Source organism: Mycolicibacterium setense (genome assembly GCF_000805385.1).
Classification (GTDB): Bacteria; Actinomycetota; Actinomycetes; order Mycobacteriales; family Mycobacteriaceae; genus Mycobacterium; species Mycobacterium setense.
Genome location: NZ_JTJW01000003.1, coordinates 555,410 through 578,758, shown reverse-complemented (window position 1 = coordinate 578,758; position 23,349 = coordinate 555,410). Strand labels below are relative to the sequence as shown.

At 68.1% G+C, this 23,349-nt stretch carries 23 protein-coding genes and 1 riboswitch; of the genes, 10 read left to right on the top strand and 13 right to left on the bottom strand.

Annotation, left to right across the window (positions count from 1 at the left end):
- Window positions 1–2 precede the first annotated feature (2 nt).
- Genes QQ25_RS04180 through QQ25_RS04165 form a run of 4 tightly spaced genes read left to right on the top strand, consistent with a single transcriptional unit; the run spans window position 3 to window position 3,224 of the window.
- Window positions 3–605: a PaaI family thioesterase gene (locus QQ25_RS04180; protein ID WP_039377367.1), complete on the top strand. Its 603-nt coding sequence runs from the start codon at window positions 3–5 to the stop codon at window positions 603–605.
- A 15-nt stretch (window positions 606–620) separates the two neighbouring features.
- Window positions 621–1,457 (top strand): SDR family NAD(P)-dependent oxidoreductase, encoded by an 837-nt coding sequence (locus tag QQ25_RS04175; RefSeq protein ID WP_039377366.1) that lies wholly within the window; start codon window positions 621–623, stop codon window positions 1,455–1,457.
- Window positions 1,454–1,972 carry a nuclear transport factor 2 family protein gene (locus QQ25_RS04170; protein WP_039377365.1) on the top strand — a complete coding sequence of 173 codons (519 nt, stop codon included), beginning with the start codon at window positions 1,454–1,456 and terminating at the stop codon, window positions 1,970–1,972. The genes QQ25_RS04175 and QQ25_RS04170 overlap by 4 nt, the downstream gene beginning before the upstream one ends.
- A 34-nt stretch (window positions 1,973–2,006) precedes the next feature.
- On the top strand, window positions 2,007–3,224 hold the full coding sequence (locus QQ25_RS04165) for an APC family permease (protein WP_039377363.1): 1,218 nt from the start codon (window positions 2,007–2,009) through the stop codon (window positions 3,222–3,224).
- Window positions 3,225–3,236: 12 nt separating this feature from the next.
- Here QQ25_RS04165 and QQ25_RS04160 read toward each other — a convergent pair whose 3' ends face one another.
- On the bottom strand, window positions 3,237–4,919 hold the full coding sequence (locus QQ25_RS04160; RefSeq protein ID WP_039377362.1) for a SulP family inorganic anion transporter: 1,683 nt from the start codon (window positions 4,917–4,919) through the stop codon (window positions 3,237–3,239).
- Window positions 4,920–4,937: 18 nt separating this feature from the next.
- On the opposite strand from QQ25_RS04160, the gene QQ25_RS04155 reads away from it, so the two are divergent.
- A complete protein-coding gene (locus QQ25_RS04155; RefSeq protein ID WP_039377359.1) occupies window positions 4,938–6,218 on the top strand; it encodes a uracil-xanthine permease family protein in 1,281 nt (426 codons plus the stop codon).
- On the opposite strand, the gene QQ25_RS04150 is transcribed toward QQ25_RS04155, so the two are convergent.
- From QQ25_RS04150 to QQ25_RS04130, 5 genes are all read right to left on the bottom strand, one after another.
- Window positions 6,199–7,215, bottom strand: a complete 1,017-nt coding sequence (locus QQ25_RS04150) for an NAD(P)/FAD-dependent oxidoreductase (protein WP_039377357.1) — start codon at window positions 7,213–7,215, stop codon at window positions 6,199–6,201. The two genes, QQ25_RS04155 and QQ25_RS04150, sit on opposite strands and share 20 nt — an antisense overlap.
- The gene (locus QQ25_RS04145; protein WP_039377354.1) at window positions 7,212–7,721 is read right to left on the bottom strand and encodes an isoprenylcysteine carboxyl methyltransferase family protein; all 510 of its coding nucleotides are present in this window, start codon (window positions 7,719–7,721) and stop codon (window positions 7,212–7,214) included. The genes QQ25_RS04150 and QQ25_RS04145 overlap by 4 nt, the downstream gene beginning before the upstream one ends.
- Entirely contained in the window at window positions 7,721–8,788 is a 1,068-nt protein-coding gene (locus QQ25_RS04140) for a type III polyketide synthase (RefSeq protein WP_234711838.1), read from the bottom strand. Before QQ25_RS04140 ends, QQ25_RS04145 begins: the two co-directional genes overlap by 1 nt.
- Before the next feature lie 87 nt (window positions 8,789–8,875).
- The gene (locus tag QQ25_RS04135; protein WP_039314085.1) at window positions 8,876–10,312 is read right to left on the bottom strand and encodes a M28 family peptidase; all 1,437 of its coding nucleotides are present in this window, start codon (window positions 10,310–10,312) and stop codon (window positions 8,876–8,878) included.
- Entirely contained in the window at window positions 10,309–11,814 is a 1,506-nt protein-coding gene (locus QQ25_RS04130) for a M28 family metallopeptidase (RefSeq protein WP_039314083.1), read from the bottom strand. The genes QQ25_RS04135 and QQ25_RS04130 overlap by 4 nt, the downstream gene beginning before the upstream one ends.
- 337 nt (window positions 11,815–12,151) lie before the next feature.
- Between QQ25_RS04130 and QQ25_RS04125 the strand changes: the two genes are divergently transcribed.
- Window positions 12,152–12,853 carry a slipin family protein gene (locus QQ25_RS04125; protein WP_039377350.1) on the top strand — a complete coding sequence of 234 codons (702 nt, stop codon included), beginning with the start codon at window positions 12,152–12,154 and terminating at the stop codon, window positions 12,851–12,853.
- 7 nt (window positions 12,854–12,860) lie between these two features.
- On the opposite strand, the gene QQ25_RS04120 is transcribed toward QQ25_RS04125, so the two are convergent.
- The 6 genes from QQ25_RS04120 to thiO form a co-directional block, all read right to left on the bottom strand.
- Window positions 12,861–13,622, bottom strand: coding sequence for an ABC transporter permease (locus QQ25_RS04120; RefSeq protein WP_039314077.1), 762 nt, complete (start codon window positions 13,620–13,622; stop codon window positions 12,861–12,863).
- The gene (locus QQ25_RS04115) at window positions 13,619–14,530 is read right to left on the bottom strand and encodes an ABC transporter ATP-binding protein (RefSeq protein ID WP_039377348.1); all 912 of its coding nucleotides are present in this window, start codon (window positions 14,528–14,530) and stop codon (window positions 13,619–13,621) included. The genes QQ25_RS04120 and QQ25_RS04115 overlap by 4 nt, the downstream gene beginning before the upstream one ends.
- Window positions 14,531–14,593: 63 nt before the next feature.
- Window positions 14,594–15,370, bottom strand: a complete 777-nt coding sequence (locus QQ25_RS04110) for an SGNH/GDSL hydrolase family protein (protein ID WP_201774194.1) — start codon at window positions 15,368–15,370, stop codon at window positions 14,594–14,596.
- 6 nt (window positions 15,371–15,376) lie between these two features.
- Entirely contained in the window at window positions 15,377–16,135 is a 759-nt protein-coding gene (thiG, locus tag QQ25_RS04105) for a thiazole synthase (protein ID WP_039314072.1), read from the bottom strand.
- Window positions 16,128–16,328: a sulfur carrier protein ThiS gene (gene thiS, locus QQ25_RS04100; RefSeq protein ID WP_029105941.1), complete on the bottom strand. Its 201-nt coding sequence runs from the start codon at window positions 16,326–16,328 to the stop codon at window positions 16,128–16,130. The genes thiG and thiS overlap by 8 nt, the downstream gene beginning before the upstream one ends.
- On the bottom strand, window positions 16,325–17,329 hold the full coding sequence (gene thiO / locus QQ25_RS04095) for a glycine oxidase ThiO (RefSeq protein ID WP_039314658.1): 1,005 nt from the start codon (window positions 17,327–17,329) through the stop codon (window positions 16,325–16,327). Before thiO ends, thiS begins: the two co-directional genes overlap by 4 nt.
- Window positions 17,319–17,433: riboswitch (TPP riboswitch) on the bottom strand. (Overlaps the previous gene by 11 nt.)
- Window positions 17,434–17,468: 35 nt before the next feature.
- Here thiO and thiE point away from each other — a divergent pair.
- Complete coding sequence (thiE, locus tag QQ25_RS04090; RefSeq protein ID WP_039377343.1) at window positions 17,469–18,140, top strand: thiamine phosphate synthase; 672 nt, start codon at window positions 17,469–17,471, stop codon at window positions 18,138–18,140.
- Here the strand turns inward: thiE and QQ25_RS04085 are convergent.
- The gene (locus QQ25_RS04085) at window positions 18,124–18,630 is read right to left on the bottom strand and encodes an NUDIX hydrolase (RefSeq protein ID WP_039314065.1); all 507 of its coding nucleotides are present in this window, start codon (window positions 18,628–18,630) and stop codon (window positions 18,124–18,126) included. The genes thiE and QQ25_RS04085 overlap by 17 nt on opposite strands.
- 135 nt (window positions 18,631–18,765) lie before the next feature.
- Here QQ25_RS04085 and glnX point away from each other — a divergent pair, with 135 nt between their 5' ends.
- The 3 genes from glnX to QQ25_RS04070 are packed head-to-tail and all read left to right on the top strand — an operon-like array spanning window position 18,766 to window position 23,344.
- Window positions 18,766–20,085: a protein kinase G-activating protein GlnX gene (gene glnX / locus QQ25_RS04080; protein ID WP_039314061.1), complete on the top strand. Its 1,320-nt coding sequence runs from the start codon at window positions 18,766–18,768 to the stop codon at window positions 20,083–20,085.
- Window positions 20,085–21,056 (top strand): glutamate ABC transporter substrate-binding protein, encoded by a 972-nt coding sequence (locus QQ25_RS04075; RefSeq protein ID WP_198530754.1) that lies wholly within the window; start codon window positions 20,085–20,087, stop codon window positions 21,054–21,056. Before glnX ends, QQ25_RS04075 begins: the two co-directional genes overlap by 1 nt.
- The gene (locus QQ25_RS04070; RefSeq protein ID WP_039314056.1) at window positions 21,056–23,344 is read left to right on the top strand and encodes a serine/threonine-protein kinase PknG; all 2,289 of its coding nucleotides are present in this window, start codon (window positions 21,056–21,058) and stop codon (window positions 23,342–23,344) included. Before QQ25_RS04075 ends, QQ25_RS04070 begins: the two co-directional genes overlap by 1 nt.
- Window positions 23,345–23,349: the final 5 nt, after the last annotated feature.

Sequence of the window (23,349 nt, the reverse complement as noted above, 5' to 3'; positions counted from 1 at the left end):
GATTGTCCATACACAGCGAAACCGATGTCCCAGAAGCGCTTTACGCATCCATCACCGAATCTGTCAGACGACTCGTCGATGCGACCATCCGAAGTCAAGCCGATCTCGACACCCTCCTGTCCGCGAAAGCGAAGATCGATGCGGCGGCAGACGAACTCAGCCAGTCACTGATCCCCGGTTCGTTCGGTGTGCAACAAGCCGTCGACGGCCAGTCACTGGCGTGGGGAAACGCCGTCATCGGGCTCCGCAACGCCTTGGCTCCGCCGTTGGTGGTCCACCACGAGTCCGACGGGCGAGTTTGGGCCGACGTGACACTCGGCGCCGCCTACGAAGGACCCGCCGGCCACGTGCACGGCGGCATCTGTGCCCTTCTCCTCGACCACGTTCTCGGCGCCACCGCACACAAACCTGGCCAACCGGCCGTGACCGGAACGCTCAAACTTCGCTACGAAGCCGGCACCCGGCTGGGCCCGCTGCGGGCCCAGGCATACATCGATCGGGTGGAGGGCGTGAAGACCTTCGCCGTCGGGCACCTCGCCACCTCCGACGGCATCACGGTTCGGGCGGAGGGGGTGTTTTTTCATCCACCTGTATCTGCGCAGTAGAGAGGCAGTGTCCCAATGAAAGATCTGAACGGACGAGTCGCCGTGGTGACCGGCGCCGCGAACGGCATTGGTCTCGGCCTGGCCACACGATTTCTCGAAGATGGCATGCGGGTGGTGCTGGCCGACCAGAACGTCGTCGATCTCCGGCGCGCCGAACGGGAGCTCGGCTCACGCGGCGAGGTACTGGCCGTGGAAACCGATGTGGCCGACCGAAATTCGGTGCAGGCACTGGCCGACGCTGCCGTCGACTGCTTCGGCGCTGTTCACCTGCTCTGCAACAACGCCGGTGTCGGCGGCTTCCAGCGCTTCGACACCACCAGCCTGAGCACTTGGGACTGGACCCTCGGGGTCAACTTGTTCGGGGTCATTTATGGGTGCCACATATTCCTGCCGATTCTGTCCGCGCAAGACGAGGCCTACATCATCAACACTGCATCCATGTCGGGCTTCCTCACCGGCCCGTATCTCCAACCGTACGCGGTGTCCAAGGCCGGGGCGGTGGCGCTGTCAGAGTCGCTGGCCGCAGAGTTCGCCGTCGAGCACCCCAACGTGCGGGTGGCCGTCCTGTGCCCCGCCTACACATCCACCGCGATACACGACGACGAGAGAGGCGCACCGCCCGGGCACATACCGCGGGCGGTGGCCGACTCACGCCTGCAAGAGCTACGTGACACCGTGAACGCCTCCATCGCAGCGGGCATCTCCCCCACAGCAGTCGCCGATCTCGTGGTCAAGGCGATGGCTGCGGGTAGAACCCACATCTTCCCGCACCCGGACTGGCTGAACCGATGGCAGGACCGCGTGGACACCGTAAAGACGCAAACGCGACCTTTCGAAGGGGAGAACGCATGACAACACCGTCCGGCACCGCGCGAAACATCGCCGCCGTCCAGAGCTTGTACGACCGGTATCGCGATGCGTGGCAATCCCACTGGATTCCGACTCCGGAGAAGGGCATGTTGGTCTGGGCACCAGGCGCTGTCATCGAGAACGGCCCGCACTTCACTGAGATCACGGGGTCGCGCGACTTTGCAGCGGAACCGACGTTCATGAACATCGAGGCACAGTACTTCTGGGTGGGAATCCCCGACTTTCGGGTGACTGAGCTCCATGTCAGCGGATCCGGTGACGAGGTCATGGCGTTCGTTCAGTACTCGGGTACGAGTTGTGACGGCACCGTACTGGCGCCGATCTGGACCGCAGACCGATGGGTGTTCGATGAGCGTGGACGCATCACCCGGTGGCTTCAAGTGACCGACCTGGGTGCGTGGGCGGCCTGGCAGGCGCTCAACACCGAGACCGATTATCTGAGCCATGTCACCGCCGCGTTCACCGCCGCCGGGGTAGAGCCACGCTTCGCGCCCTGAGCCAAGCGCGTATCTGCAACCTAATATCGCTGGAGTGACCACACCCGAGCGTCTGCGACGTCGTCTCGGGACGACCGATGCCGTCGTGATCGGCCTCGGCTCAATGGTAGGGGCGGGCATCTTCGCCGCGCTGGCGCCGGCCGCGGCCGCCGCCGGGAGCGGTCTGCTCATCGGCCTTGCTGTCGCCGCCGTCGTCGCCTATTGCAATGCGACATCCTCGGCCCGGTTGGCCGCGCGCTACCCGCAGTCTGGCGGCACGTACATCTACGGCCGCGAACGCCTCGGCGAGTTCTGGGGTTACACGGCCGGCTGGAGTTTCATCGTCGGCAAGACCGCGTCGTGCGCGGCGATGGCATTAACGGTCGGTCTCTATGCCTGGCCGCAGTGGGCACACGCCGTGGCGGTCGCCGCGGTGGTGGCGCTGACCGCGGTGAACTATGCCGGTATCCAGAAGTCGGCCTTGCTGACCCGGATCATCGTCGCGTGTGTGCTGGCGGTCCTGGCCGCGGTCGTGGTGATCATCGCCGGTTCCGGCAGCACTGACCTCTCCCGACTGGAGATTGGTGACGACGTCGGTGCCCGCGGCGTGCTGCAGGCCGCGGGCCTGTTGTTCTTCGCGTTCGCCGGTTACGCCCGGATCGCCACGCTGGGTGAAGAAGTCCGGGACCCGGCTCGCACCATCCCGCGCGCGATTCCGATCGCACTCGGTATCGCGCTGGTCATCTACGCGGTGGTGGCCGTCGCGGCGCTGTCGGTCCTGGGCAGTTCGGGCCTGGCATCCGCGCCCGCGCCGCTGGCCGATGCCGTGGACGCCGCAGGCGCCCCGCAGTGGCAACAAGTGGTGCGGGCCGGAGCTGCGGTGGCGGCGCTGGGCTCGCTACTGGCCCTGATCCTCGGGGTGTCGCGCACGACGCTGGCGATGGCCCGCGACCATCACCTGCCGCACGCACTGGCCGCCGTACACCCGCGGTTCGCCGTGCCGCATCGGGCCGAAGTGCTGGTCGGCATTGTCGTGGCCATCCTGGCCGCCGTCGTGGATCTTCGTGGGGCAATAGGGTTTTCGTCGTTCGCGGTGCTGCTCTACTACGCGATCGCAAATGCCGCCGCCTGGACTCTGGGCCGGAGGGTCATTCCGGTGCTAGGCCTGGTCGGCTGCCTGGTGCTGGCCTTCTCGCTGCCTCTGACTTCGGTGCTGACCGGGCTGGCTGTGGTCGCGCTCGGTGCGGTGATCTACGCCGTGCGCCGGCGCTGACGGGCCCGGAGCTCAACGGTTGCGGAACGCCTCGACGGCGGTCGGCAGGGTGGGAAAGATCCGGTCGGTGCCGACCCGATCGAGAAAGCCCCCCGCCACCAGGTCGTCCCGCAGATCGGACTTGACCCGGGCCATCGCGAACACGATGCCCTGCGCGGCAAGTTCACCGCGCAACTGCTCCAACGCATCGACAGCCGTCAGGTCCGGATCGACGTTGGCCTCGGCGTTGTAGACGAACCATTCGACCTTCTCCGGCGCGTCCGCGACAGCGGCCAACGCGCGCTGGCGGAAATCCTCGGCGTTGGCGAAGAACAACGGGGCGTCGTAACGGTAGACGACCAGCCCCGGAACCACAGCGGCCTCCGGATAGTCGTCGACGTCATGCATCCCCGCCACGCCGGGGACATAGCCGAGCACACTGTCGTGCGGGCGGGCGATCCGCCGCAGTGCATCCATGAGCGACAGGGCAATCGCCACCAGCACGCCGTAGAGCACGCCGAGGCCCAGCACCGCGACGGTGGTGGCGACCGCCAGGATCAGCTCGCTGCGCCGGAATCGTGCCAACCGCCGGAACTCCGCGACGTCGATCAACCGCAGCGCGGCGTAGACCACGAGTGCACCCAACGCGGCCATCGGGAAGTTCTCCAGCAGATCACGCCCGGCCAGCATGACCAGCAAGACCGTCGCCAGCATCACCAACGAGTACAGCTGCGAGCGGCTGCCCACCGTGTCCCCCAGCGCCGTACGGCTACCGCTGGAGCTGACCGGAAAGCCCTGTGTCACACCAGTTGTCAGGTTGCACACCCCCAATGCCCGCAGTTCGGCGTTGGCGTCGATGGTCTCGCCCTTGCGCGCCGCGAAGGTGCGGGCCGTGAGGGCGTTGTCTGAGAATGCGACGACCGCGATACCGACCGCCGGGATCAGCAGACCTACCAGCTCGGTCATCGGTACCGGCGGAAAAGCGGGTTTCGGCAATCCGGACGGAATGCCACCGACCACTCGGATTCCGTTGTCGTCCAAGGAGAACAGCCACACGACCGCCGTGGCTGCCAGCACCGCGACCAGCGGGCCCGGGAACCGCGGCGAGATCCGGTACAGCAGCAGCAGCGCCGCCAGAACCGTGGCCGACAGGATCACCGTCGGTGTGTGCACCGATTCGAGGACCGTGACGAAGGAGCGGACCTGATCGAGGAACTCATCCCCATCGACCTCGACGCCGGTGATTTTGCCGAGCTGGCCGCTGATCATGATGACGGCCACCCCGGTCATGTAGCCGACCAGAACGGGGCGCGACAGCAGGTCGGCCAGGAATCCCAGCCTGCACAACCCGGCCACCAGGCAGATCGCCCCCACCAGCAGGGCCAGCACAGCCGACATCGCCGCATAGCGCGCCGGATCGCCGATGACCAGCGGAGCCAGCGCCGTGGCCGTCATCAGGGCCGTGGTGGATTCCGGCCCGACCGATAGTTGCCGCGACGAGCCCAGCACCGCATAGACCGCCATTGGGACCAGCGCGGCCCACAACCCCGCGACGGGTGGCAGGCCGGCCACGGTCGCATAGGCCATCACCTGAGGCACCAGGTACGCCGCGACAGTCACCCCCGCGAGGACGTCGCCGCGCAGCCAGGACCGCTGGTAGCCGGTGAACTGCGCCAACCCGGGGGCCCACGTTTGGCGTGCGCGACCAACGCTCATGGTGTTCAGTCAACACTCGTGACCCTGCTGAGTTGGAAGTACGTCGAGACCCGCACCGATGACGACTTCGTCGTCAACCCCGGGGAACGGCTCGACTGGGCCAGCACGATCGGCATCGGGGCCCAGCATGTGGTGGCCATGTTCGGCGCCACGTTCCTGGTGCCGGTGCTCACGGGCTTCCCGCCGGCGACCACGCTGCTGTTCTCCGGCGTCGGAACCATCCTGTTCTTGCTCATCACCGGCAACCGGCTGCCGAGCTACCTTGGGTCGAGCTTCTCGGTGATCGCCCCGGTGACTGCCGCGGTGGCGTCGGCCGGAACCGGAAGTGCCCTCGGGGGTCTGATCGCCGTCGGGCTGCTGCTGATCCTCATCGGTGGCGTGGTGCACCTGGTCGGCACCCGGTGGATCGACCTGGCCCTGCCGCCGGTGGTGACGGGTGCCATCGTCGCGCTGATCGGCTTCAACCTCGCCCCGGCCGCCAAGTCCAACTTCGAGAAGGGGCCTCTGGTCGGCTTGGTCACGCTGGTGTTGCTGATCTGCACGCTGGCCTTCTTCAAAGGTTTGATCGGCAGGCTGGCGATCTTCGGCGCCGTGGTGATCGGATATCTGCTGGCGCTGGTCCTCGGTGACGTCGACACCGCGGCGATCGCCGCCGCACCGTGGCTGGGGCTGCCCGAGTTCCACACCCCGTCGTTCAACCTGGCGGTGCTACCGCTGTTCCTTCCCGCGGTGATCGCCCTTGTCGCGGAGAACATCGGCCACGTCAAGTCGGTGGGACAGATGACGGGCACCGACCTCGACCCGATGATCGGGCGCGCCCTGGCCGCCGACGGCGTGGCCACCGTGCTGGCCGGTGCCGGTGGCGGTTCGGCCACCACCACCTACGCCGAGAACATCGGGGTGATGGCAGCCACCCGGGTCTACTCGACCGCGGCGTACTGGGTCGCCGCCACGGTGGCGATCGCATTGTCGTTGTGTCCCAAGGTCGGAGCCGCCATCTCGGCCATTCCGCCGGGCGTGCTGGGCGGGGCCACCATCGTGCTCTACGGCCTGGTCGGCATCCTGGGCGTACGCATCTGGCTGACCAATCATGTGGATTTCTCCAAACCGGTCAACCAGATGACCGCGGCCATACCGTTGATCATCGGGATCGCCGACTTCACCTGGCATCTCGGTTCCCTGACGTTCACCGGGATCGCGCTGGGGTCCATCGCCGCGCTGCTGATCTTTCACAGCATGCGACTGCTCGAGCACCTCGGCTCTCGCACCGGACGAGCCCCTACTCACCCAGGGCATTGACCACGCGGGTGAACACCGAGGGCAGCGCCGCCGAGGCCGGGGTGATGCAAGCCCGAACAGGGCCAAAACCGCTGCCGTGCAACAGGGCTGCGGTGAGCCACCGATAGCGGCGGGTCATCGCACGCCATTGCCGGTCATAATCGCCGGGTCGGTCGGCCCGCACGCATCCCACGAGAAGTTCGGCCGCGCCGAACGCCAGCCCCATCCCCTCGCCGGTCAGCGCATCCACGTAGCCCGCCGCGTCACCGACCAACAGCACCCGGCCCGCACTCCGGTCGCGGACCTTCTGCCGCAACGGCCCCGCAGCCCGGTCCTGACCGTGCTCAAGACCGCGAATCCGCTCGGCCAGCAACGGGAATGCCGCCAGGCGGTCGTCGAAGCCGCCGCGCACCGACGTCAGGATCGCCACCCCGACACAGTTCTCACCGACCGGCGTCACGTACGCCTCGGCGTCAGGCCCCCAGTACACCTCGACGCAATCCGACCACGGGGCGATCTGGACATGACGGCGAATTCCCCAGCGGCGTCTCCTTCCCTCACCACCGCTCAGGCCGAGCGAGCGGCGGATCGGGGAATGCAGGCCATCGGCGGCCGCCAGGTAGCGGGCCCGGAAACCGGCCGCGCTCACCGATGTCGAGTCCTGGGTCACCGGGCCCACCTCGGCATGTATCACCCGGACCCCGGCTTCTGCTGCGGCGTCCGACAGCGCGGCATGCAGAACCGTCCGACGCACTCCGCGGCCGGCCCCGCCGCGGAACCTGGCCTCTGCGACGCGGTGATCGTCGAGGTAACGAATGCCCTCAAAGCTCCGGCCTTCCGGCTCCACCCCCAACCGCTGCAGTTGCCGGATCGAGTGCGGCATCAGCCCCTCACCGCAGGCCTTGTCGATCGGGCCGCGACGACGTTCCACCACCACGGTCTCCAGCCCGGCGCGCGCGGCGTGCACCGCGGTGGCCAGCCCGGCCGGGCCGCCGCCTGCGACGAGCAGATCGATCACGTCAAGCCTTGCAGCGCTTCGTTTTCCACTCGGATGCGGGTACGCAACAACGCGGCGTTGGCCACAGTGAACACCACCGCGGTGAGCCATGCGCCGCCGGCCAGCGGTAACGCGGCTCCCTCGGTGACCACGGCAACGTAGTTCGGGTGCGGCAGCAACCGGTACGGACCGTCGACGACGCGCGCGGCACCGGGCACCACCACGACCCTGGTGTTCCACTGCCTGCCCAGCGTGGTGATACACCACCAGCGCAGCCCCTGGGCGGCGAGCACGACGGCGACCATGACGGGGCCGAGTACCGGGTGGGGCCTGCGCCGGCGGGCCTCCACCACCGAACCCACCAAAAGCGCGCTGTGCAACGCCACCATCACGGGATAGTGGCCGGCCCCGAATTCCTTGCCGCCCTGGGCGGTACTCCACTTCAGGTTACGTTTGGACACCACCAGCTCGAGTACCCGCTCGGCGGCGACGAGTGCGATCAGCGCGGAGAATCTCTTGCCCGTCATCAGCGCCAACGCAGCAGGACGAGCTCGGAGCAGAACCCCGGCCCCATGGCCATCATCACCCCGGGTGTGCCCGATTCCGGTCGTTTGCAGATCGTGTCACGCAGCACGTGCAGCACCGATGAGGACGACAGGTTGCCGACCTCGGCGAGCGACTGCCAGGTGAGATCCAGTGCATCCTCAGGTAATCCGAGGGTTTCGATGATCGCCTCGATCACCTTCGGCCCGCCGGGATGGCTCACCCACGCGGATACATCGTCGGCGGTGAGACCGTGTGCCCCGAGGAACCCTGTGACATCGTCACCCAGGTAGCGCCCCACGAAGCTCGGAACTTCGGCACTGAGCACGATCTGGAAGCCGTCGGCGCCGATATCCCAACCCATGGCGTGCAACGAGTCCGGGTAGAGATGGCTGCGTGAGTCCAGCACATCGGGTCCGCTCGGATTCAGCTCCCGGGCGCGATGTTCGCCGACCGCGACAACCGCGGCCGCTCCGTCACCGAACAACGCGCCGGCCACCAGCGTCGGCATCGTGGGATTGTGTTTGCGCGTCAGCGAACACAATTCGACCGACACCAGGACCGCCACCTTGTCGGGCGCGCCCCGCAGATAGTCGTTGAGCCGCGCGATGCCTGCCGCGCCGGCCACACAACCGAGCCCGAAGATCGGGATGCGCCGCACGTCGGGACGCAGGCCGAGGCGCCCGGCGATGCGGGCGTCCAGGGACGGAACCGCTGCGCCGGTGACGGTGGTGGTGACGATCAGGTCGACGTCCTCGGGGCGCAGACCGGCCTCGTCCAGCGCGCCGGACAATGCAGCGCAGCCCAGTTCGGTTGCGTGCTCGATGAACAGGCGGTTGCTCTCGCCGAAATCGTCGAGCCCGGCGTACTGCTCGAGCGGCAGCACGAGATATCGACTGTTCACTTTCGCACTCTTGTGCAGGGCCCGTACCACGTCCTCGGCCTCGGCATATCCGGGCAACTCCAGCAGCGTCCTGGTGACCTCATCCTGGGTATACCGATGTGGCGGCAGGACGGCATGGACGCCGGCAATCGTGCTGTGACTGGGCATTCTGGCGACGTTAATTCCCATACCCGTACAACGGGGGCCTACCTCCGACGGTTCAACGATCCGCCTGTGAATCTGATCGATCCGAGTTCAGCCGCGATGCCGCTTGTCCCGCGCCGGCACACCGTTGGGCCCCTCGATCGAGCGACCATAGGTGCCGACGGTGAAAGCGATCGCCGATCCCATGATCCCGAGCGCGCGCGCATCGACGTTGTCGATAGTGTCGCGCGAGGTGTGGTAGTTCGGATCGAACGCCACTCCCGCCCGTCCGCCCCACAGCCTGGCCTGTACCTCGGTCTTGCGTTGCGACGATCCGGTGGTCGCGCCGCCGATCGGCACCCCGGCCCGCAAGAACGGGTGATAGTCGGTGTTACCGCTGATCGGCATGTCCGCCGGCCGCGCCCCGGCCAGGTTCAGGTAACCGGCCATGGTTCTTTCGATACCGGCCGATCCCTCGGGTATCGGCTTGGGATCTCCTGCCTGGCCGGACTGGTCGCCGTCATAGGTGAAGAACCCGGCGTTGGGCGAGCCGACCATGTCGAAGTTCAGATACAGCGCGAGATCGTCGAGCTGATCCAGCGGTAGGTTGCGCGCATAGTGCGAGGACCCGTCCAGGCCCAGTTCCTCGGCACCCCAGAACGCGAACCGCACCGCGTTGGCCACCTGCGGCGAGCTGCCCAGCTGCAGCGCGGTTTCCAGCACCGCCGCCACCCCGGAACCGTTGTCGTTGATCCCCGCACCCTTGCCGATGCTGTCCAGGTGGGCGCCCACGAGCACCACGTCGGACGCCGATCCGGTCTTGGTCTGCGCGGTCACGTTGCGGGACTTGACCATCTCGGCTTTGCCGTCGAGGGTCAGCCGGACCGGCGCGCTGGTGCGTCGCAGCGCGGCATCCGCGTTCTCGTCGATGACGCCGACCGGAACGGTGAGTTGACGGTAATAGCCCGTGGAGAACAACCCGCCGGGAGCAGGCTGATGCCCGCCGTTGACCACCAGCAATCCCACCGCACCCTTGGCCAGCGCGGTGTTCTGTTTCGCCACAACCGAACAGCCGGTGTCGTCGACGACCGCGATGGCCCCGGAGATGTCGACCGACCCGTAGTCGGTGGCCGCACATCCGGACGGCCTGCCCGGGCGCAGCGTCGGGGCGTTCAGCCCGCCGGGCGCCGTCGTCACCAGCATCGACGCCTGGTCCACCTGGTACTTGGTCCCGGACACGACCAGTGCCGGGTTACCGCCGCGCATCGTGCCCATGCGCTCGAACTCCGGTGTCTGTACGTCGAACCCCTTGCTCCGCAGCAGGTCTGCCACATAGTCGACGCTGGCGTCATATCCCGAGGTGCCGGTCGCCCGGTTCCCGTCGTGGCTGTCGGCGATCTCCTGAAGCTTGCGTAGGTGGGTGAACATGGCGTCGACGGTGATCCTGCCCGCCAACTCCTGCGGCTCGACAGCCTGGGGCGACGGCTGCGCCGAGCAGCCCGCCAGGGCGGCACCGAGCAATACGACAGCGAGTCGACGCGCCGTCACTGCGCGGAGATCTGGTGCCGCGTGCGGTCCGAACGAACCGGTAAACCGTTGCGGCCACGCTGATCTTGGGCGTACAGCCCGACAGCGAACGCGACTCCCTCACCATGTATCCGCAATGCATCCCGGTTCACGTGGTCAAGGGTATCGGTGATCTTGTGATAGTTCGGGTCGAACGGTTGATCCACCTGACCGGCCCACAATTTGGCCTCTTCGGCGTCCATCTTGTCCTCGGCGCCGGAGAACAGTCCACCGGCCGGAATGCCCGCCAAGGTGAACCCGTCGTAGTCGGACCGGCCGTCAAAACCGGTGTCGCGCGGGGTCTTTCCGGCATCCTCCAGATACCTGGCCAGGGTGCGTTCGATTCCCGCCGAACCCTCGGGGACCCGGGGACGGCCCTGCTCGTCCAGCGGGGCGGACTGGTCGCCGTCATAGGTGAAGTAGCCGGGGTTCGGCGACCCGAGCATGTCGAAGTTCAGATACATGGCGATGTCTTTGAGCTCTTCGGTGTCCAGGGATTCGACGTAGTTGGTCGAGCCGCGCAAACCTTCTTCCTCGGCTCCCCAGAACCCGAACCGCACCGCGTTGGCCACCTCCGGTGAATCACCCAGTTGCAGCGCGGTTTCCAGTACCGCGGCCACCCCGGAGCCATTGTCGTTGATGCCGGGACCTTCCGGGACGCTGTCGAGGTGGGCACCGACCATGACCACGTCAGAGGTCGAGCCGGTCTTGGTCTGGGCGATGACGTTGCGGGTGCGCTCGATGCGTACCCCCGCGACCAGTTTGAGTGTGGTGGGCCCGGGCGCGTTGCGCAGCCGGGTGCCCTCGTCCTTGGTCACACTGACCACCGGGATCTTGACGTCGGTGTTGCGGCCGAGGGTGCCGCCCATCTTCTCGTCGTTGTCGGTGTTGACGACGATCATCGCGACGGCACCCCGCTCGGCGGCCGCGGCCTGCTTGTCGGCGAAGGGACACGAACCACGGTCGACCAACACGACCGCACCGGCAACCGGGAGTCCGTCGTAGTCGGCGGCCTGGCATCCCGGGGTGTCCTCGACCTTCGCCGGCACCAATGGCGCGGACACCCCGACTTGGTCGGTACCGATGGTGAACTCCAGTGGCTTGGCGCTCACGGTCTGGCCGCCGACGGTGACCTGCGGGTCCTCCGCGAACGGGAGTTTCACCTCGAACTCGGGGGTCTGCACATCAAACCCTTTGTCGCGCAGCGCGTTGGCCACATAGTCCACACTCGCGTCGTACCCCGAGGTGCCCAGCGCCCGGTTGCCCTTGTTGGCGTTGGCAATGTCCTGCAGCTTGGTCAGGTGCCCCATCATGGCGTCGGCCGACACCTGCCCGCGCAACTGGTCGGCGAACTGCACCGCGGCCGATGACGACTCCCGGGACTGCTGCCCGTCGGTCTGCAGTTCGGTCTTTGCATCACAGCCGGCCAGCCCCGCGGTCAGCGCCAGCGCGCCCAGAACCGCCCCCGTCGAAGTACGTCGCATTGCACCCACGGTAGCTGCTCGGTTGAACCGCTCGGCGAATAATTCGGTTGCCTGGGGATTTGCTGTGATGGCAAGGTGTTCCACGGCGCCGACAGGGAAGCAGACCGAGCGGGGTACCGCAACGTTTCTGCGCGTTGCCGGCGGCGCCATGGCACAGGTAAAGGGCCTGAGGTTCGAATCCTCTCTTGCAACCCCGATACCGTCGCCGGAATCGCGCAGTCGGGGGCCTTGCGGCCCACACCCGCCGGCATTCGGGGTGTGACGCCCCGCCCGTGATTGCGTCCGGCGACGGTATCCCTTTGCCGCACAGACACATACACCGGAAGGAGGACACGACATGGGTATCTTCACGTTCAACCGAATCACTGTTTCCGCAGGCCAGTGCGCACTGGAATACCGGGACGGCACGCTGGGTCGTGTCCTGCCCCCGGGTCGGCACCGCATTGATGTGGCGGCCTCGGTGGTGCGTGTCGAGATGCGCGAGCAGGTGCTGACGCTGGCCCCGCAGGAGGTGCTGACCTCGGATGCGGTGTCGCTGCGGATCACCGTCGCGCTGCAGTTCAAGGTCGGCGACGCCGTGGCCTACGTGGAGGCGGCGGCCGACCCCATGGCCGCGGTGTACCTGGCCGCGCAGATCGCGCTGCGCGACCTGGTCGCCACGCTGACCACCGACGAGGTGATGCAGCGCGGCAACCGCATCGATGCCGGGGCGATCGCGGCGGCGGCCCGCGCGGCCGGTGCCCGTGCCGGGGTCGAGGTGATCGAGGCGTTCGTCAAGGACGTGATCATCCCGGCCGAGATCCGCGCGGCGGCAATGCAGCTGGTGACGGCCAAGGCCACCGGTGCGGCGAAGCTGGAAGCCGCCCGTGCCGAGACGGCCGCCATGCGCGCGCTGGCCAATGCCGGCAAGCTGCTGGACGCCCACCCGGCGCTGGCTCAGCTGCAGCTGGTCCAGCGGGTGCCGTACGGGTCGAAGGTGGTCCTGGCGCTCGGCACCGGCACCGCCGGTGTCGCGGACGTGGCGTCTGACCCGGAGTGAATCCGGGTCAGGCGTCACGCCTGGTCAACACCACCGCGGCGGCGATGAACGCCACCGCCACCCACAGCAGGAAATAGATCAGCGAGCCCGTCTCACCCCACGGCATGTCGTAGTACGCCGGGAATAGCCAGTCCACCTGCAGGAACCGGAACATGTTGCCGAAGGGCAACCACGGCCCCATCTGCTGGCCGGAGTTGGGCAGGTTGCCGAGCAGCGGCTCGGCCACCAGCGGCCACAGCAGCAGGACTGCCACGGCACCGGCGGCGAAGCGCAGCAGCGCGCCCACGGCCACCCCCAGCACCGCGGCCAGCGCGGCATACAGCGCGAACCCGCCGGCCACCCGCCAGGTCGCGGGGTTGGCCATCGACAACTGCGCACCGACCACCGGGTCGGCCACCATGCGGGCCACCAGCACCGTGGCCAGCACCATGACCACCGCACACACCGAGGAGAAGGCCGCGCATACCACCGCTTTCGCGGTCAGCACCTGCGTCCGGTTCGGGGTGGCCAGCAACGTGGTGCGGATCAGCCCGCTGCGGTATTCGCCGGTCATCGTCATCGAGGACAACACCATCAGCACCGGAACGCCGAACACCGCGACACCCAGCGCGGCCCTGGACGGGGACAGCGCGGTGTAGTGGTGCGCGGTCATGCCCTGCACGACTGCCAGGCCGAGGCTGAGCACCGCCACCCCGACCGTCGACCACAGCGGGGAACGGGTGGTGGACAGCTTGATGCGCTCGGCGTCGAGCGCGGCCAGCGCGCTCATGCCTGCGCAGCCCGGTAATCGACGGCATCATCGGTGAGTTTCAGGTACGCCTCCTCCAGCGAGGCCTGCGGCTGACTCAACTCGTGCAAGGTGATGGCGTTGCGTCCGGCGAGGTCGCCGATCACCTCGATGGCCGCGCCGTGCACTCCCAGCGCGTCACCGTCGGCAGCGGCCTCCACCTCGAATCCGGCGTCGGTGAGCACCTCCCGCAGCGTCTCCAGCTGCGGGCTGCGCACCCGCACGGCGTCGGTCGAGGTACCGCTGACGAACTCGCTCACGGTGGTCGACGCGATGAGCTTGCCCTGTCCGATCACCACCAACCGATCGGCGGTGTTGGCCATCTCGGCCAGCAGATGACTGGACACGAACACCGTGCGGCCCTCGGCGGCCAGGCTGCGCATCAGGGTGCGGACCCAGTGGATGCCCTCGGGGTCCAGGCCGTTGACCGGTTCGTCGAACAGCAGCACCGGCGGATCGCCCAGCAACGCTGCCGCGATTCCCAGCCGCTGGCTCATGCCCAGCGACAGTGTGCCCGCGTTGCGGTCCCCGACCGCAGTCAGCCCGACCATCTCGAGCACCTCGTCGACCCGGGCCGACGGAATCCGGTTGGCCGCCGCGATCCAGCGCAGGTGATTGCGGGCCGAACGGTTCGGGTGGGCCTGACGCGCGTCGAGCAGCGCGCCGACCGTACGCAGCGGGTCGCGCAGCTCCCGGTAGTGCTTGCCGTCGATCGTCGCGGTCCCCGCGTTGGGATGATCCAGACCGAGGATCAGCCGCATCGTGGTGGTCTTGCCCGCGCCGTTGGGCCCGAGGAATCCGGTCACCACGCCTGATTCGACGGTGAACGTCAGATCGTCGACGGCGCGGTGGGTCCCGTAGAGCTTTGTCAGCCCGGCCAGTTCGATCATGGCTCCCATGGTGTCAGTGCCACCCCCTTCGAGAGCTGTACCGAGATTGTGTGGCTACTCACCTCACGTATCAGGGCCTGTCTGCGCCACCACCATATCGGCGACTGCTCGCATGCCGGCGGCGTTCGGGTGCAGCGGCGCGGGCCGGCCCGGCCAGGGCAAACCGGGCCGCGTGGTCCACGGCTGGGCCGACCAGGCATGGTGCGCCACGCTCGCCCGCCCGGCGCGAACCCAACCGCACCGCGTTTTCCCGGCAGCCTCTCCGGTGAGCCGTTCCAGCGTGGCCGCGACATGTCTCCCGAGCGCCGCGTCGGCCTCCGACAGCGGCGGTGCCGCGACGCCTTCCGGCGGCAACATCGTCAGATAGTCCACGAAAAGCACCCGGGCCTGCGGAGCGCGTTCCCGGATCTCATGGCCCACCGTCACCAGAGCACCGGCCACGTCGGTCAGTGCCGCCGCGCGCGCGTCGGGATCGAGCAGCTCGCGCAGCCGCGGCCCGAGCATCGGAAGGGATCGGGCAAGGTGCGGCAACGCCGCCGCCATCAGCGACGGCACGTAGCCCGCGTCGTTGCCGCCGATGGTCACCGTGACGAGCACTTCGGAGCCGTCGAGGGCGTCGATCTGCGGCGGCACACCGTTCTGCTTGTCGCTCAGCACGTGCGCTGTGGTGGCACCGGAGTACGTCACATCCACCAGGTCGAGCCCGAGCCGGGCGGCGACCAGATGCGGGTAATTGCGGGCCGAACGGCCCGACCGCCACGGCGCGCCCGGAGCCGACGGCTTGATCCCGGGCCCGGCCGCCATCGAACTGCCCAGGGCCACATAGCGTTTACCGCGCATGTCGAACTACAGGGCCGGGCTCGACGCCTGGGCCCAGAACCGCTTGGGGATACGGCCGGCCTGACGCGCCAGATATCCGGCGGTGACCGCGGCCGACATCGCGGCGGCCATGGTCGGCGGATCGGATGCCCGGGTCACGGCGGTGGCCAACAGCACGGCGTCACACCCCAGTTCCATCGCGAGCGCGGCATCCGACGCCGTGCCGATACCGGCATCCAGCACCACGGGCACCCCGGACTGCTCGACGATCATCTCGATGTTGTGGGGATTGGAGATACCGAGACCGGTGCCGATCGGCGATCCCAGCGGCATCACCGCGGCACAGCCGGTGTCCTCCAGCCGGCGGGCCAGCACCGGGTCGTCGTTGGTGTAGGGCAGCACGATGAATCCGTCGTCGACCAAAAGCTCAGCGGCCTTGACCAATTCGATGGCATCGGGCAACAGGGTGCGCTCATCGGCGATGACTTCGAGTTTGACCATGTCGGTGCCCAGCGCCTCGCGGGCCAGCTGTGCGGTCAGCACGGCCTCGGCCGCGCCGCGACAGCCGGCGGTGTTGGGCAGTGCGGCGATGCCGAGCCGGTTGAGCAGGTCGAGCACCCCGGTGCCGGTCTCGGCGTCCACCCGCCGCATCGCCACGGTCGTCAACTCCGTGCCCGAGGCCACCAAAGCCTCTTCCAGCACAGCGAGATTCGGTGCGCCGCCGGTCCCCATGATCAACCGGGAGCCGAACTCCCGGCCGCCGATCGTGAGCGCTGCATCAGCCACCCTGCACCGCCGTCACGACCTCGACCCGCGCCCCGTCGGACAGCGTCCGATCCCATTCCGAACGGGGCAGCACCGTCCAGTCCAGCGCCACGGCAATGCCCTTGTCCGGGAAGCCCCGCGTCTCCAGCAGCCCCTCGATGGTGGTCTGCTCGTCCACCTCGAAGGTCTCGTTGTTGACCGTGATGGTGATCATTTCGCTCCCACGCTCACCTCGAGTTCAGCCGCGATCCGCTCAGCGGTCCACGGCGCCAACAGAAATCCGTTCCGGCCGTGTCCGACGGCCACCAGCGTGCGCGCGTCGACACGTTCGACGATCGGCAGGCCGTCGGGCGTCATGGGCCGCAGCCCGGCCGCGGTTTCGGCCAGCTCGTACTCGCCCAGTGCCGGTATCACCGCGCAGGCATCCTCCAGCAGATCGCGCACCCCGCTGACCACCGGCGCGGTGTCGCGGCCGTGCTCGTACTGGGTGGCACCGACCACCACGCCGTCCGCGCGCGGCACCAGGTACACCGGGCGCCCGTGCACACGGGCCCGGATCACCCTCTGTGGCACCGGCATACAGCCCTTGCGCCACCGCAGCCGCAGCACCTCGCCCTTCACCGGACGCACCGGCAGGTCAGGGAGGAGTTTCGGCGCGTCGATCCCGTTGGCGACCACCCGCACGTCCGCATCGACATCGGCCAGATCCTCGACGGGCCCGGCCCACCGCACAGCGAGTCGCTCGCAGTGCGCGGCCAGCCCGTCGACCACCGCGCGGTTGTCCACCGCGAGTTCGGTGGTGGCCCGGAACCCATGCCGAATGCCTTGGGCCAGCAAAGGTTCCACGTCACGGGCGGCGGAGGTCAGCTCGACCGGCTGCCCTTGGGCCGAAAGCCATTCGGCGACCGTACGCAGGTCGGCCACGTCGGCCCGGTCGACGGCGACGACGAGCGACTCACGCGCGGTGACCACCTCGGGTGACAGCCCGTCGAGGAAACCCGAGTGCCACAGCTTCAGCGATTCCAGGCCGATCTGAAGCATCTGCTCCTCACCGGGCCAGCCTTCGCTGTGCGGGGCCAGCATGCCGCCGGCCACCCACGAGGCACCGTGCTCGCGCGTGCAGTGCAGCCGCACGGTCCAGCCGTCCAGCGCAGCGCGCCGTGCGACAGACAGCCCGATCACACCGCCGCCGATGACGGCAAGTGTTCGCGCCATACCCGCTCCCTTCGCCGGCATTACCCGGATCAGGTGTGACGGTCAGGGCCGGTCCGAATGCCCACTCTCAGCCCCTCGTCCCCGGGGCCCCCGTATTGCCAGTCCAGGGTACTCGGGCGGCACCGGCTACCGTCGCGGTGTGGAATCACCCGTCGACCGTCTACAGCGCGCCACCCTGTACCTGTGCACCGACGCCCGCCGGGAGCGGGGTGACCTGGCCGAGTTCGCCGATGCCGCGCTGGCCGGCGGGGTGGATCTGATCCAGCTGCGGGACAAGGGCTCGGCCGGGGAGAAGCAGTTCGGCCCGCTGGAGGCACGTCAGGAGCTCGAGGCGCTCGAGATCCTGGCCGACGCGGCGCGCCGGCACGGTGCGTTGCTGGCGGTCAACGACCGCGCCGACATCGCGCTGGCCGCCGGGGCCGACGTACTGCACCTCGGTCAGGACGATCTGCCGCTGCCCGTCGCCCGCGGCATCATCGGCGAGCGTCCGGTGATCGGCCGCTCCACGCACGACGCCGAGCAGATGGCGGCGGCGATCGCAGAACCCGTGGACTATTTCTGTGTCGGACCCTGTTGGCCCACGCCGACCAAACCCGGCCGGTCCGCGCCGGGCCTGGACCTGGTGCGCTCGACGGCCGCGCGGAATCCGGCCAAACCCTGGTTCGCGATCGGCGGGATCGATCAGCAGCGGCTGCCCGAGGTGCTGGCCGCAGGAGCCCGGCGCATCGTCGTGGTCCGCGCGATCACCGCGGCCGAGGACCCTCAAGCGGCGGCAGCCGAACTCAAGGGAACGATCAGCGCGGCGGGTTGAGTTCGAGCGGCAGCGCCGCCGTCACCGTCCGCAGCTGCTGCCAGCTGGCGGCGAACCCCGGATGCAGCGGCAATTCGGCGACTTCGTCCTCGGCCACCCAGCGCAGCTCCGAGCTCTCCCGGTTGGGGATGGTCTCCAGCGGTTCGGGCACGTCGGCGATCACGGTCGTGTACGACCAGTGCGTGCCGCCGATGCCGGCCACCTCGGCCGTCACCACCGTGGTCCGCACGGTGAGCTGTTCGGCCGTCACGCCGGCTTCCTCGTGAGCTTCCCGCACGGCGGCCTGCTCGGCGGTCTCGTGACTGTCGCGGGCACCACCGGGCAAGGCCCAGGTTCCGCCCTGATGACTCCACGGGGCCCGGTGCTGCAGCAAAACGACGGCCGATCCGCCCGGCCGCGGCGCTCGCAGCAGCAGGCCGGCCGCACCGTGGCGCCCCCAGTACCGGGCGCCGTTGTCGGAGAACACCCAGCCGTCACCGTCGCCACGCACTCGTACAGGATAGGGAACGTCGCCAGATTCGGCGGGGCATGATTTCCCCGCGAGCCTAAGCGCGGCGCTCTTAGAATTTTTTTATAGTGGTGGAACGCCCCGTAAGTACCGAAACTAAATGAGGTCCGCGCGCAGGTGACTGTGGAGTTGGCACATCCCTCGACCGAACCGCTCGCGTCCCGGTCGCCGACCACTCCTGCCCACCCGCGCTGGTGGTTTCTGTGGACCACACCCGGGCGCATCCTCACCATCGGGCTGGTGCTGTCGGCGCTCGTGCTGGCCAGTGCGTTCGCCACCTCCACCACCATCAACGACCGTCAGCAGGCGCTGACCACGGTGCTCGACCACACCGAACCGCTGGCGTTCGCGGCCGGCCAGCTCTACACCACGTTGTCGGTCGCCGACGCCGCCGCCGCCACGGCCTTCATCGCCGGGGCCGAGCCCCGAGATGTGCGTCAGCGCTACGAACAGGCGATCACCGACGCCTCCGTGGCGGTGACGCGGGCCTCCAGCGGGCTGACCGACGAGGCACTGGTTCAGCTGCTCGGCCGGATCAACGCAAGGCTGGCCGTCTACACGGGGCTGGTGGAGACGGCGCGCACCAACAACCGGGCGGGCAATCCGGTCGGTTCGTCGTATCTGTCGGAGGCCTCGGCGCTGATGCAGTCGCAGATCCTTCCCGACGCCCAGCGCCTCTACGAGGAGACCTCGGCGCGGGTCGATGCCGAGACAACGGCCTCCACGCGGATTCCGGCCTCGGTGATGCTGGTGGTGCTGGCCACGCTGATGTTCGGCGCATTCGCCAACCGCTGGCTGGCGCGACGCACCCGGCGCCGGGTCAACATCGGTTTCGTGGCCGGCGGTATGGCGGTGCTGATCATGTTGATCTGGGTGACCACGTCACTGGTGATCTCGACATCGGACAGCCGTAGCGCCAAGGACACCGCCGCCGAATCGCTCAAGACCGTGACCAACCTGGCCATCACCGCGCAGCAGGCCCGGGCCGACGAGACCCTGGCCCTGATCCGGCGCGGCGACGAGAATCTCCGCAAACAGTCCTACTATCAGCGCATCGAGGCCATGCAACAGCAGCTCGCGCAGTATCTGGCCCGCGACACCGGCATCGACAAGAGCGATCTGACAGGTGCCGAGGATCTGCTCACCAAGTGGCGCGCGGCGGACGACCGGATCAACGCCTACATCGCGGTGGGCAACTACCAGGCCGCGACGCAGGTGGCACTGGGCACCGGCGAGGACGATTCGACCTCGGCGTTCGACAAGCTCGACGACGCCTTGTCCAAGGGCATCGAACAGAGCCGCAGCCAGTTGCGCAACGACATCGCCAACGCCCGCCGGGTGTTGTCCGGCGCGACCGTCGGCGCTGCCCTGCTCAGCGTGGCCGCCGCGCTGGCGGTGGCGCTGGGACTGTGGCCCCGACTGAGTGAGTACAGGTGATGAGGAAAACCGTGCGGAACACGCTGGCCGTACTGGCCGCGGCCCTGACGGTGGCCGGGTGCGGTCAGAGCGCGCCCGCGTTGACGTTGCCGACGATGACCCTGGCCCCGCCGAGCCCGGCCGGCATGCAGGAGCTGGCGCCGCAACCGGTGCGGGTGCCGGAGCCGGAGACCGACGAGTGCAACCGCACCGCGAGCCTGCGGCCCTTCACCGACAAGGCCGACGCCGATGCGGCGGTGGCCAAGATCCGCGACCGCGGCCGGTTGGTCGTCGGGTTGGACATCGGCAGCAATCTGTTCTCGTTCCGGGATCCGATCACCGGTCAGATCAACGGCTTCGACGTCGACATCGCCGGAGAGGTCGCCCGCGACATCTTCGGGACGCCGTCACAGGTCGAATACCGCATCCTGTCGTCGGCCGACCGCATCACCGCGCTGCAGAACAATCAGGTCGACATCGTGGTCAAGACCATGACGATCACCTGTGAGCGCCGCAAGGAAGTCAACTTCTCCACGGTCTACCTGATGGCCCACCAACGCATCCTCGCCGCGCGTGACTCCAACATCTCGCAGGCGTCCGACCTTTCGGGCAAGCGGGTATGCGTGGTGGACGGCACCACATCGCTCAAACGGATCCAGCAGATCAGCCCGTCGCCGATCATCGTGTCGGTGGTGACCTGGGCTGACTGCCTGGTGGCGCTGCAGCAGCGGCAGGCCGACGCGGTGAGCACCGACGATTCCATCCTGGCCGGGCTGGTGGCCCAGGATCCGTACCTGCACATCGTCGGCCCGAGCCTCAACGAGGAGCCCTACGGCATCGGATTGAACTTGCAGAACACCGGGCTGGTCCGGGTGGTCAACGCGACGCTGGAACGCATCCGCCGCGACGGCACCTGGAACACGCTGTACCGCAAGTGGTTGACGGTCCTGGGCCCGGCGCCGTCGCCCCCCGTCGCGAGGTATGTCGACTGATGAAGAAGCCCGACGACACCGATTTGCCCACGCCTCCCGATTCCGATCCGGACACGAGCGGCGGCCCGGGCACGCAGCCGGCGAGCCTGGAAGACCTCGACATGGACTCGCAGTCGACCATTCGGCCGATGGCGACCCAGGCGGTGTTCCGTCCCGAGTTCGACGATTCCGACGACAGTCCGTTCGGCAGCGGCGACACCGAGCCGCAGAACCTTGCCACGATCGCCACCCGGATGCTGTCTCCGATGCGGCGGCTGGGCGGTGGGCTGGTGGAGATCCCGCGCGTGCCCGAGCGGGATCCGTTGGCGGCGTTGATGACCAATCCGGTGGTGGCCGAACAGAAGCGGTTCTGCTGGAATTGCGGCAAGCCGGTGGGCCGGTCCTCCTCCGACGGGCACGCCCTGTCCGAGGGCTGGTGCCCGCACTGCGGCAGCGCGTACTCGTTCCTGCCGCAGCTGTCCCCGGGTGAGATCGTCGCCGACCAGTACGAGATCAAGGGCTGTATCGCCCACGGCGGGTTGGGCTGGGTGTATCTGGCCTTCGACCACAACGTGAACGAACGTCCCGTGGTGCTCAAAGGCCTGGTCCATTCCGGTGACGCGGAGGCCCAGGCGATCGCGATGGCCGAACGCCAGTTCCTGGCCGAGGTGACGCATCCGGGAATCGTGAAGATCTACAACTTCGTCGAGCACGACGACAAGCACGGCAACCCGGTCGGCTACATCGTGATGGAGTACGTCGGCGGAACATCGCTGAAACAGGCCAGGGGCACCCGGCTTCCGGTGGCCGAGGCGATCGGCTACATGCTCGAGATCCTGCCCGCACTGGGCTACCTGCATTCGATCGGGTTGGCCTACAACGATCTGAAGCCCGAGAACATCATGATCACCGAGGAGCAGCTCAAGCTGATCGACCTCGGCGCGGTGTCACGACTCAATTCCTACGGATACCTGTACGGCACACCGGGATTCCAGGCACCCGAGATTGTGCGGACCGGCCCGACGGTGGCCACCGACATCTACACCGTTGGACGCACGTTGGCGGCGCTGACCTTGAACCTCCGGACCCGGCGGGGCCGTTATGTCGACGGCCTGCCGTCGGAGGACCCGGTCCTGGACACCTACGATTCCTTCGGCCGGTTCCTGCGCCGCGCCATCGATCCCGACCCGCGGCGCCGGTTCGCCAGCGCCGAGGAGATGTCGTCGCAGCTGCTCGGTGTGCTGCGCGAGGTGGTGGCGGCCGATACGGGGATCCCCCGCCCCGGTCTGTCGACGGTGTTCAGCCCGTCCCGGTCGACGTTCGGAGTCGATCTGCTGGTCGCCCACACCGATGTCTACGTCGACGGACAGGTGCATTCGGAGAAACTGACCGCCCAGGAGATCGTGCGGGCGCTGCCCGTCCCGCTGGTGGACCGCACCGATGTCGGAGCCCCGATGCTGGTGGCCAGTGTGCTCAGCCAGCCCGTGCACACGCTGGACCAGTTGCGCGCCGCGCGTCACGGCGCGATCGACTCCGAAGGCGTGGACCTGGCCGAGTCGGTGGAGCTGCCGTTGATGGAGGCCCGCGCGCTGCTGGACCTGGGTGACGTCGCCAAGGCCACTCGAAAGCTCGACGAGCTGGCGTCCTGGGCCGGCTGGCGCTGGCGGCTGGTGTGGTTCCGCGCCGTGGCCGAGATGCTCTCGGCTGATTACGACTCGGCGACAAAGCATTTCACCGAGGTGCTGGACACGCTGCCCGGGGAGCTGGCACCCAAGCTGGCCTTGGCCGCCACGGCCGAGCTGGCCGGCACCGCCGATGAGCTCAAGTTCTACAACACGGTGTGGAGCACCGACAATGGCGTGATCTCGGCCGGTTTCGGCTTGGCCCGCGCCGAGTCGGTTGCCGGCGCACGCGACAAGGCGGTCGAGACCCTCGACGAAGTCCCGCCCACCTCAAGGCATTTCACCACAGCCCGGCTGACCAGCGCGGTCACCCTGCTGTCCGGCCGGTCCACCGGCGAGATCACTGAACAGAACATCCGCGATGCGGCCCGCCGGGTGGAGGCGCTGCCCGATTCGGAGCCGCGCGTGCTGCAGATCCGTGCGCTGGTCCTGGGTACCGCGATGGACTGGCTGGCCGACAACTCGGCGAGCAGCAACCACATCCTGGGCTTCCCGTTCACCGAGCACGGTCTCAAGCTGGGCGTCGAGGCGTCACTGCGGGCATTGGCCCGCGTCGCGCCCACCCAGGCGCACCGCTACGCCCTGATCGATCTGGCCAACAGCGTGCGGCCGATGAGCACGTTCTGATTTCT

Bases quoted from the DNA above. Each gene is read 5' to 3' on its own strand.
- QQ25_RS04125 (WP_039377350.1), top strand. From the start codon at position 12,152: ATGGGTATCTTCACGTTCAACCGAATCACTGTTTCCGCAGGCCAGTGC.
- QQ25_RS04075 (WP_198530754.1), top strand. From the start codon at position 20,085: ATGAGGAAAACCGTGCGGAACACGCTGGCCGTACTGGCCGCGGCCCTG.
- thiO (WP_039314658.1), bottom strand. From the start codon at position 17,329: ATGGCGCGAACACTTGCCGTCATCGGCGGCGGTGTGATCGGGCTGTCT.
- QQ25_RS04130 (WP_039314083.1), bottom strand. From the start codon at position 11,814: ATGCGACGTACTTCGACGGGGGCGGTTCTGGGCGCGCTGGCGCTGACC.
- QQ25_RS04170 (WP_039377365.1), top strand. From the start codon at position 1,454: ATGACAACACCGTCCGGCACCGCGCGAAACATCGCCGCCGTCCAGAGC.
- QQ25_RS04175 (WP_039377366.1), top strand. From the start codon at position 621: ATGAAAGATCTGAACGGACGAGTCGCCGTGGTGACCGGCGCCGCGAAC.
- thiS (WP_029105941.1), bottom strand. From the start codon at position 16,328: ATGATCACCATCACGGTCAACAACGAGACCTTCGAGGTGGACGAGCAG.
- QQ25_RS04110 (WP_201774194.1), bottom strand. From the start codon at position 15,370: ATGCGCGGTAAACGCTATGTGGCCCTGGGCAGTTCGATGGCGGCCGGG.
- QQ25_RS04070 (WP_039314056.1), top strand. From the start codon at position 21,056: ATGAAGAAGCCCGACGACACCGATTTGCCCACGCCTCCCGATTCCGAT.
- QQ25_RS04145 (WP_039377354.1), bottom strand. From the start codon at position 7,721: ATGACGGGCAAGAGATTCTCCGCGCTGATCGCACTCGTCGCCGCCGAG.
- QQ25_RS04120 (WP_039314077.1), bottom strand. From the start codon at position 13,622: ATGAGCGCGCTGGCCGCGCTCGACGCCGAGCGCATCAAGCTGTCCACC.
- QQ25_RS04140 (WP_234711838.1), bottom strand. From the start codon at position 8,788: ATGCCCAGTCACAGCACGATTGCCGGCGTCCATGCCGTCCTGCCGCCA.
- QQ25_RS04160 (WP_039377362.1), bottom strand. From the start codon at position 4,919: ATGAGCGTTGGTCGCGCACGCCAAACGTGGGCCCCCGGGTTGGCGCAG.
- QQ25_RS04115 (WP_039377348.1), bottom strand. From the start codon at position 14,530: ATGATCGAACTGGCCGGGCTGACAAAGCTCTACGGGACCCACCGCGCC.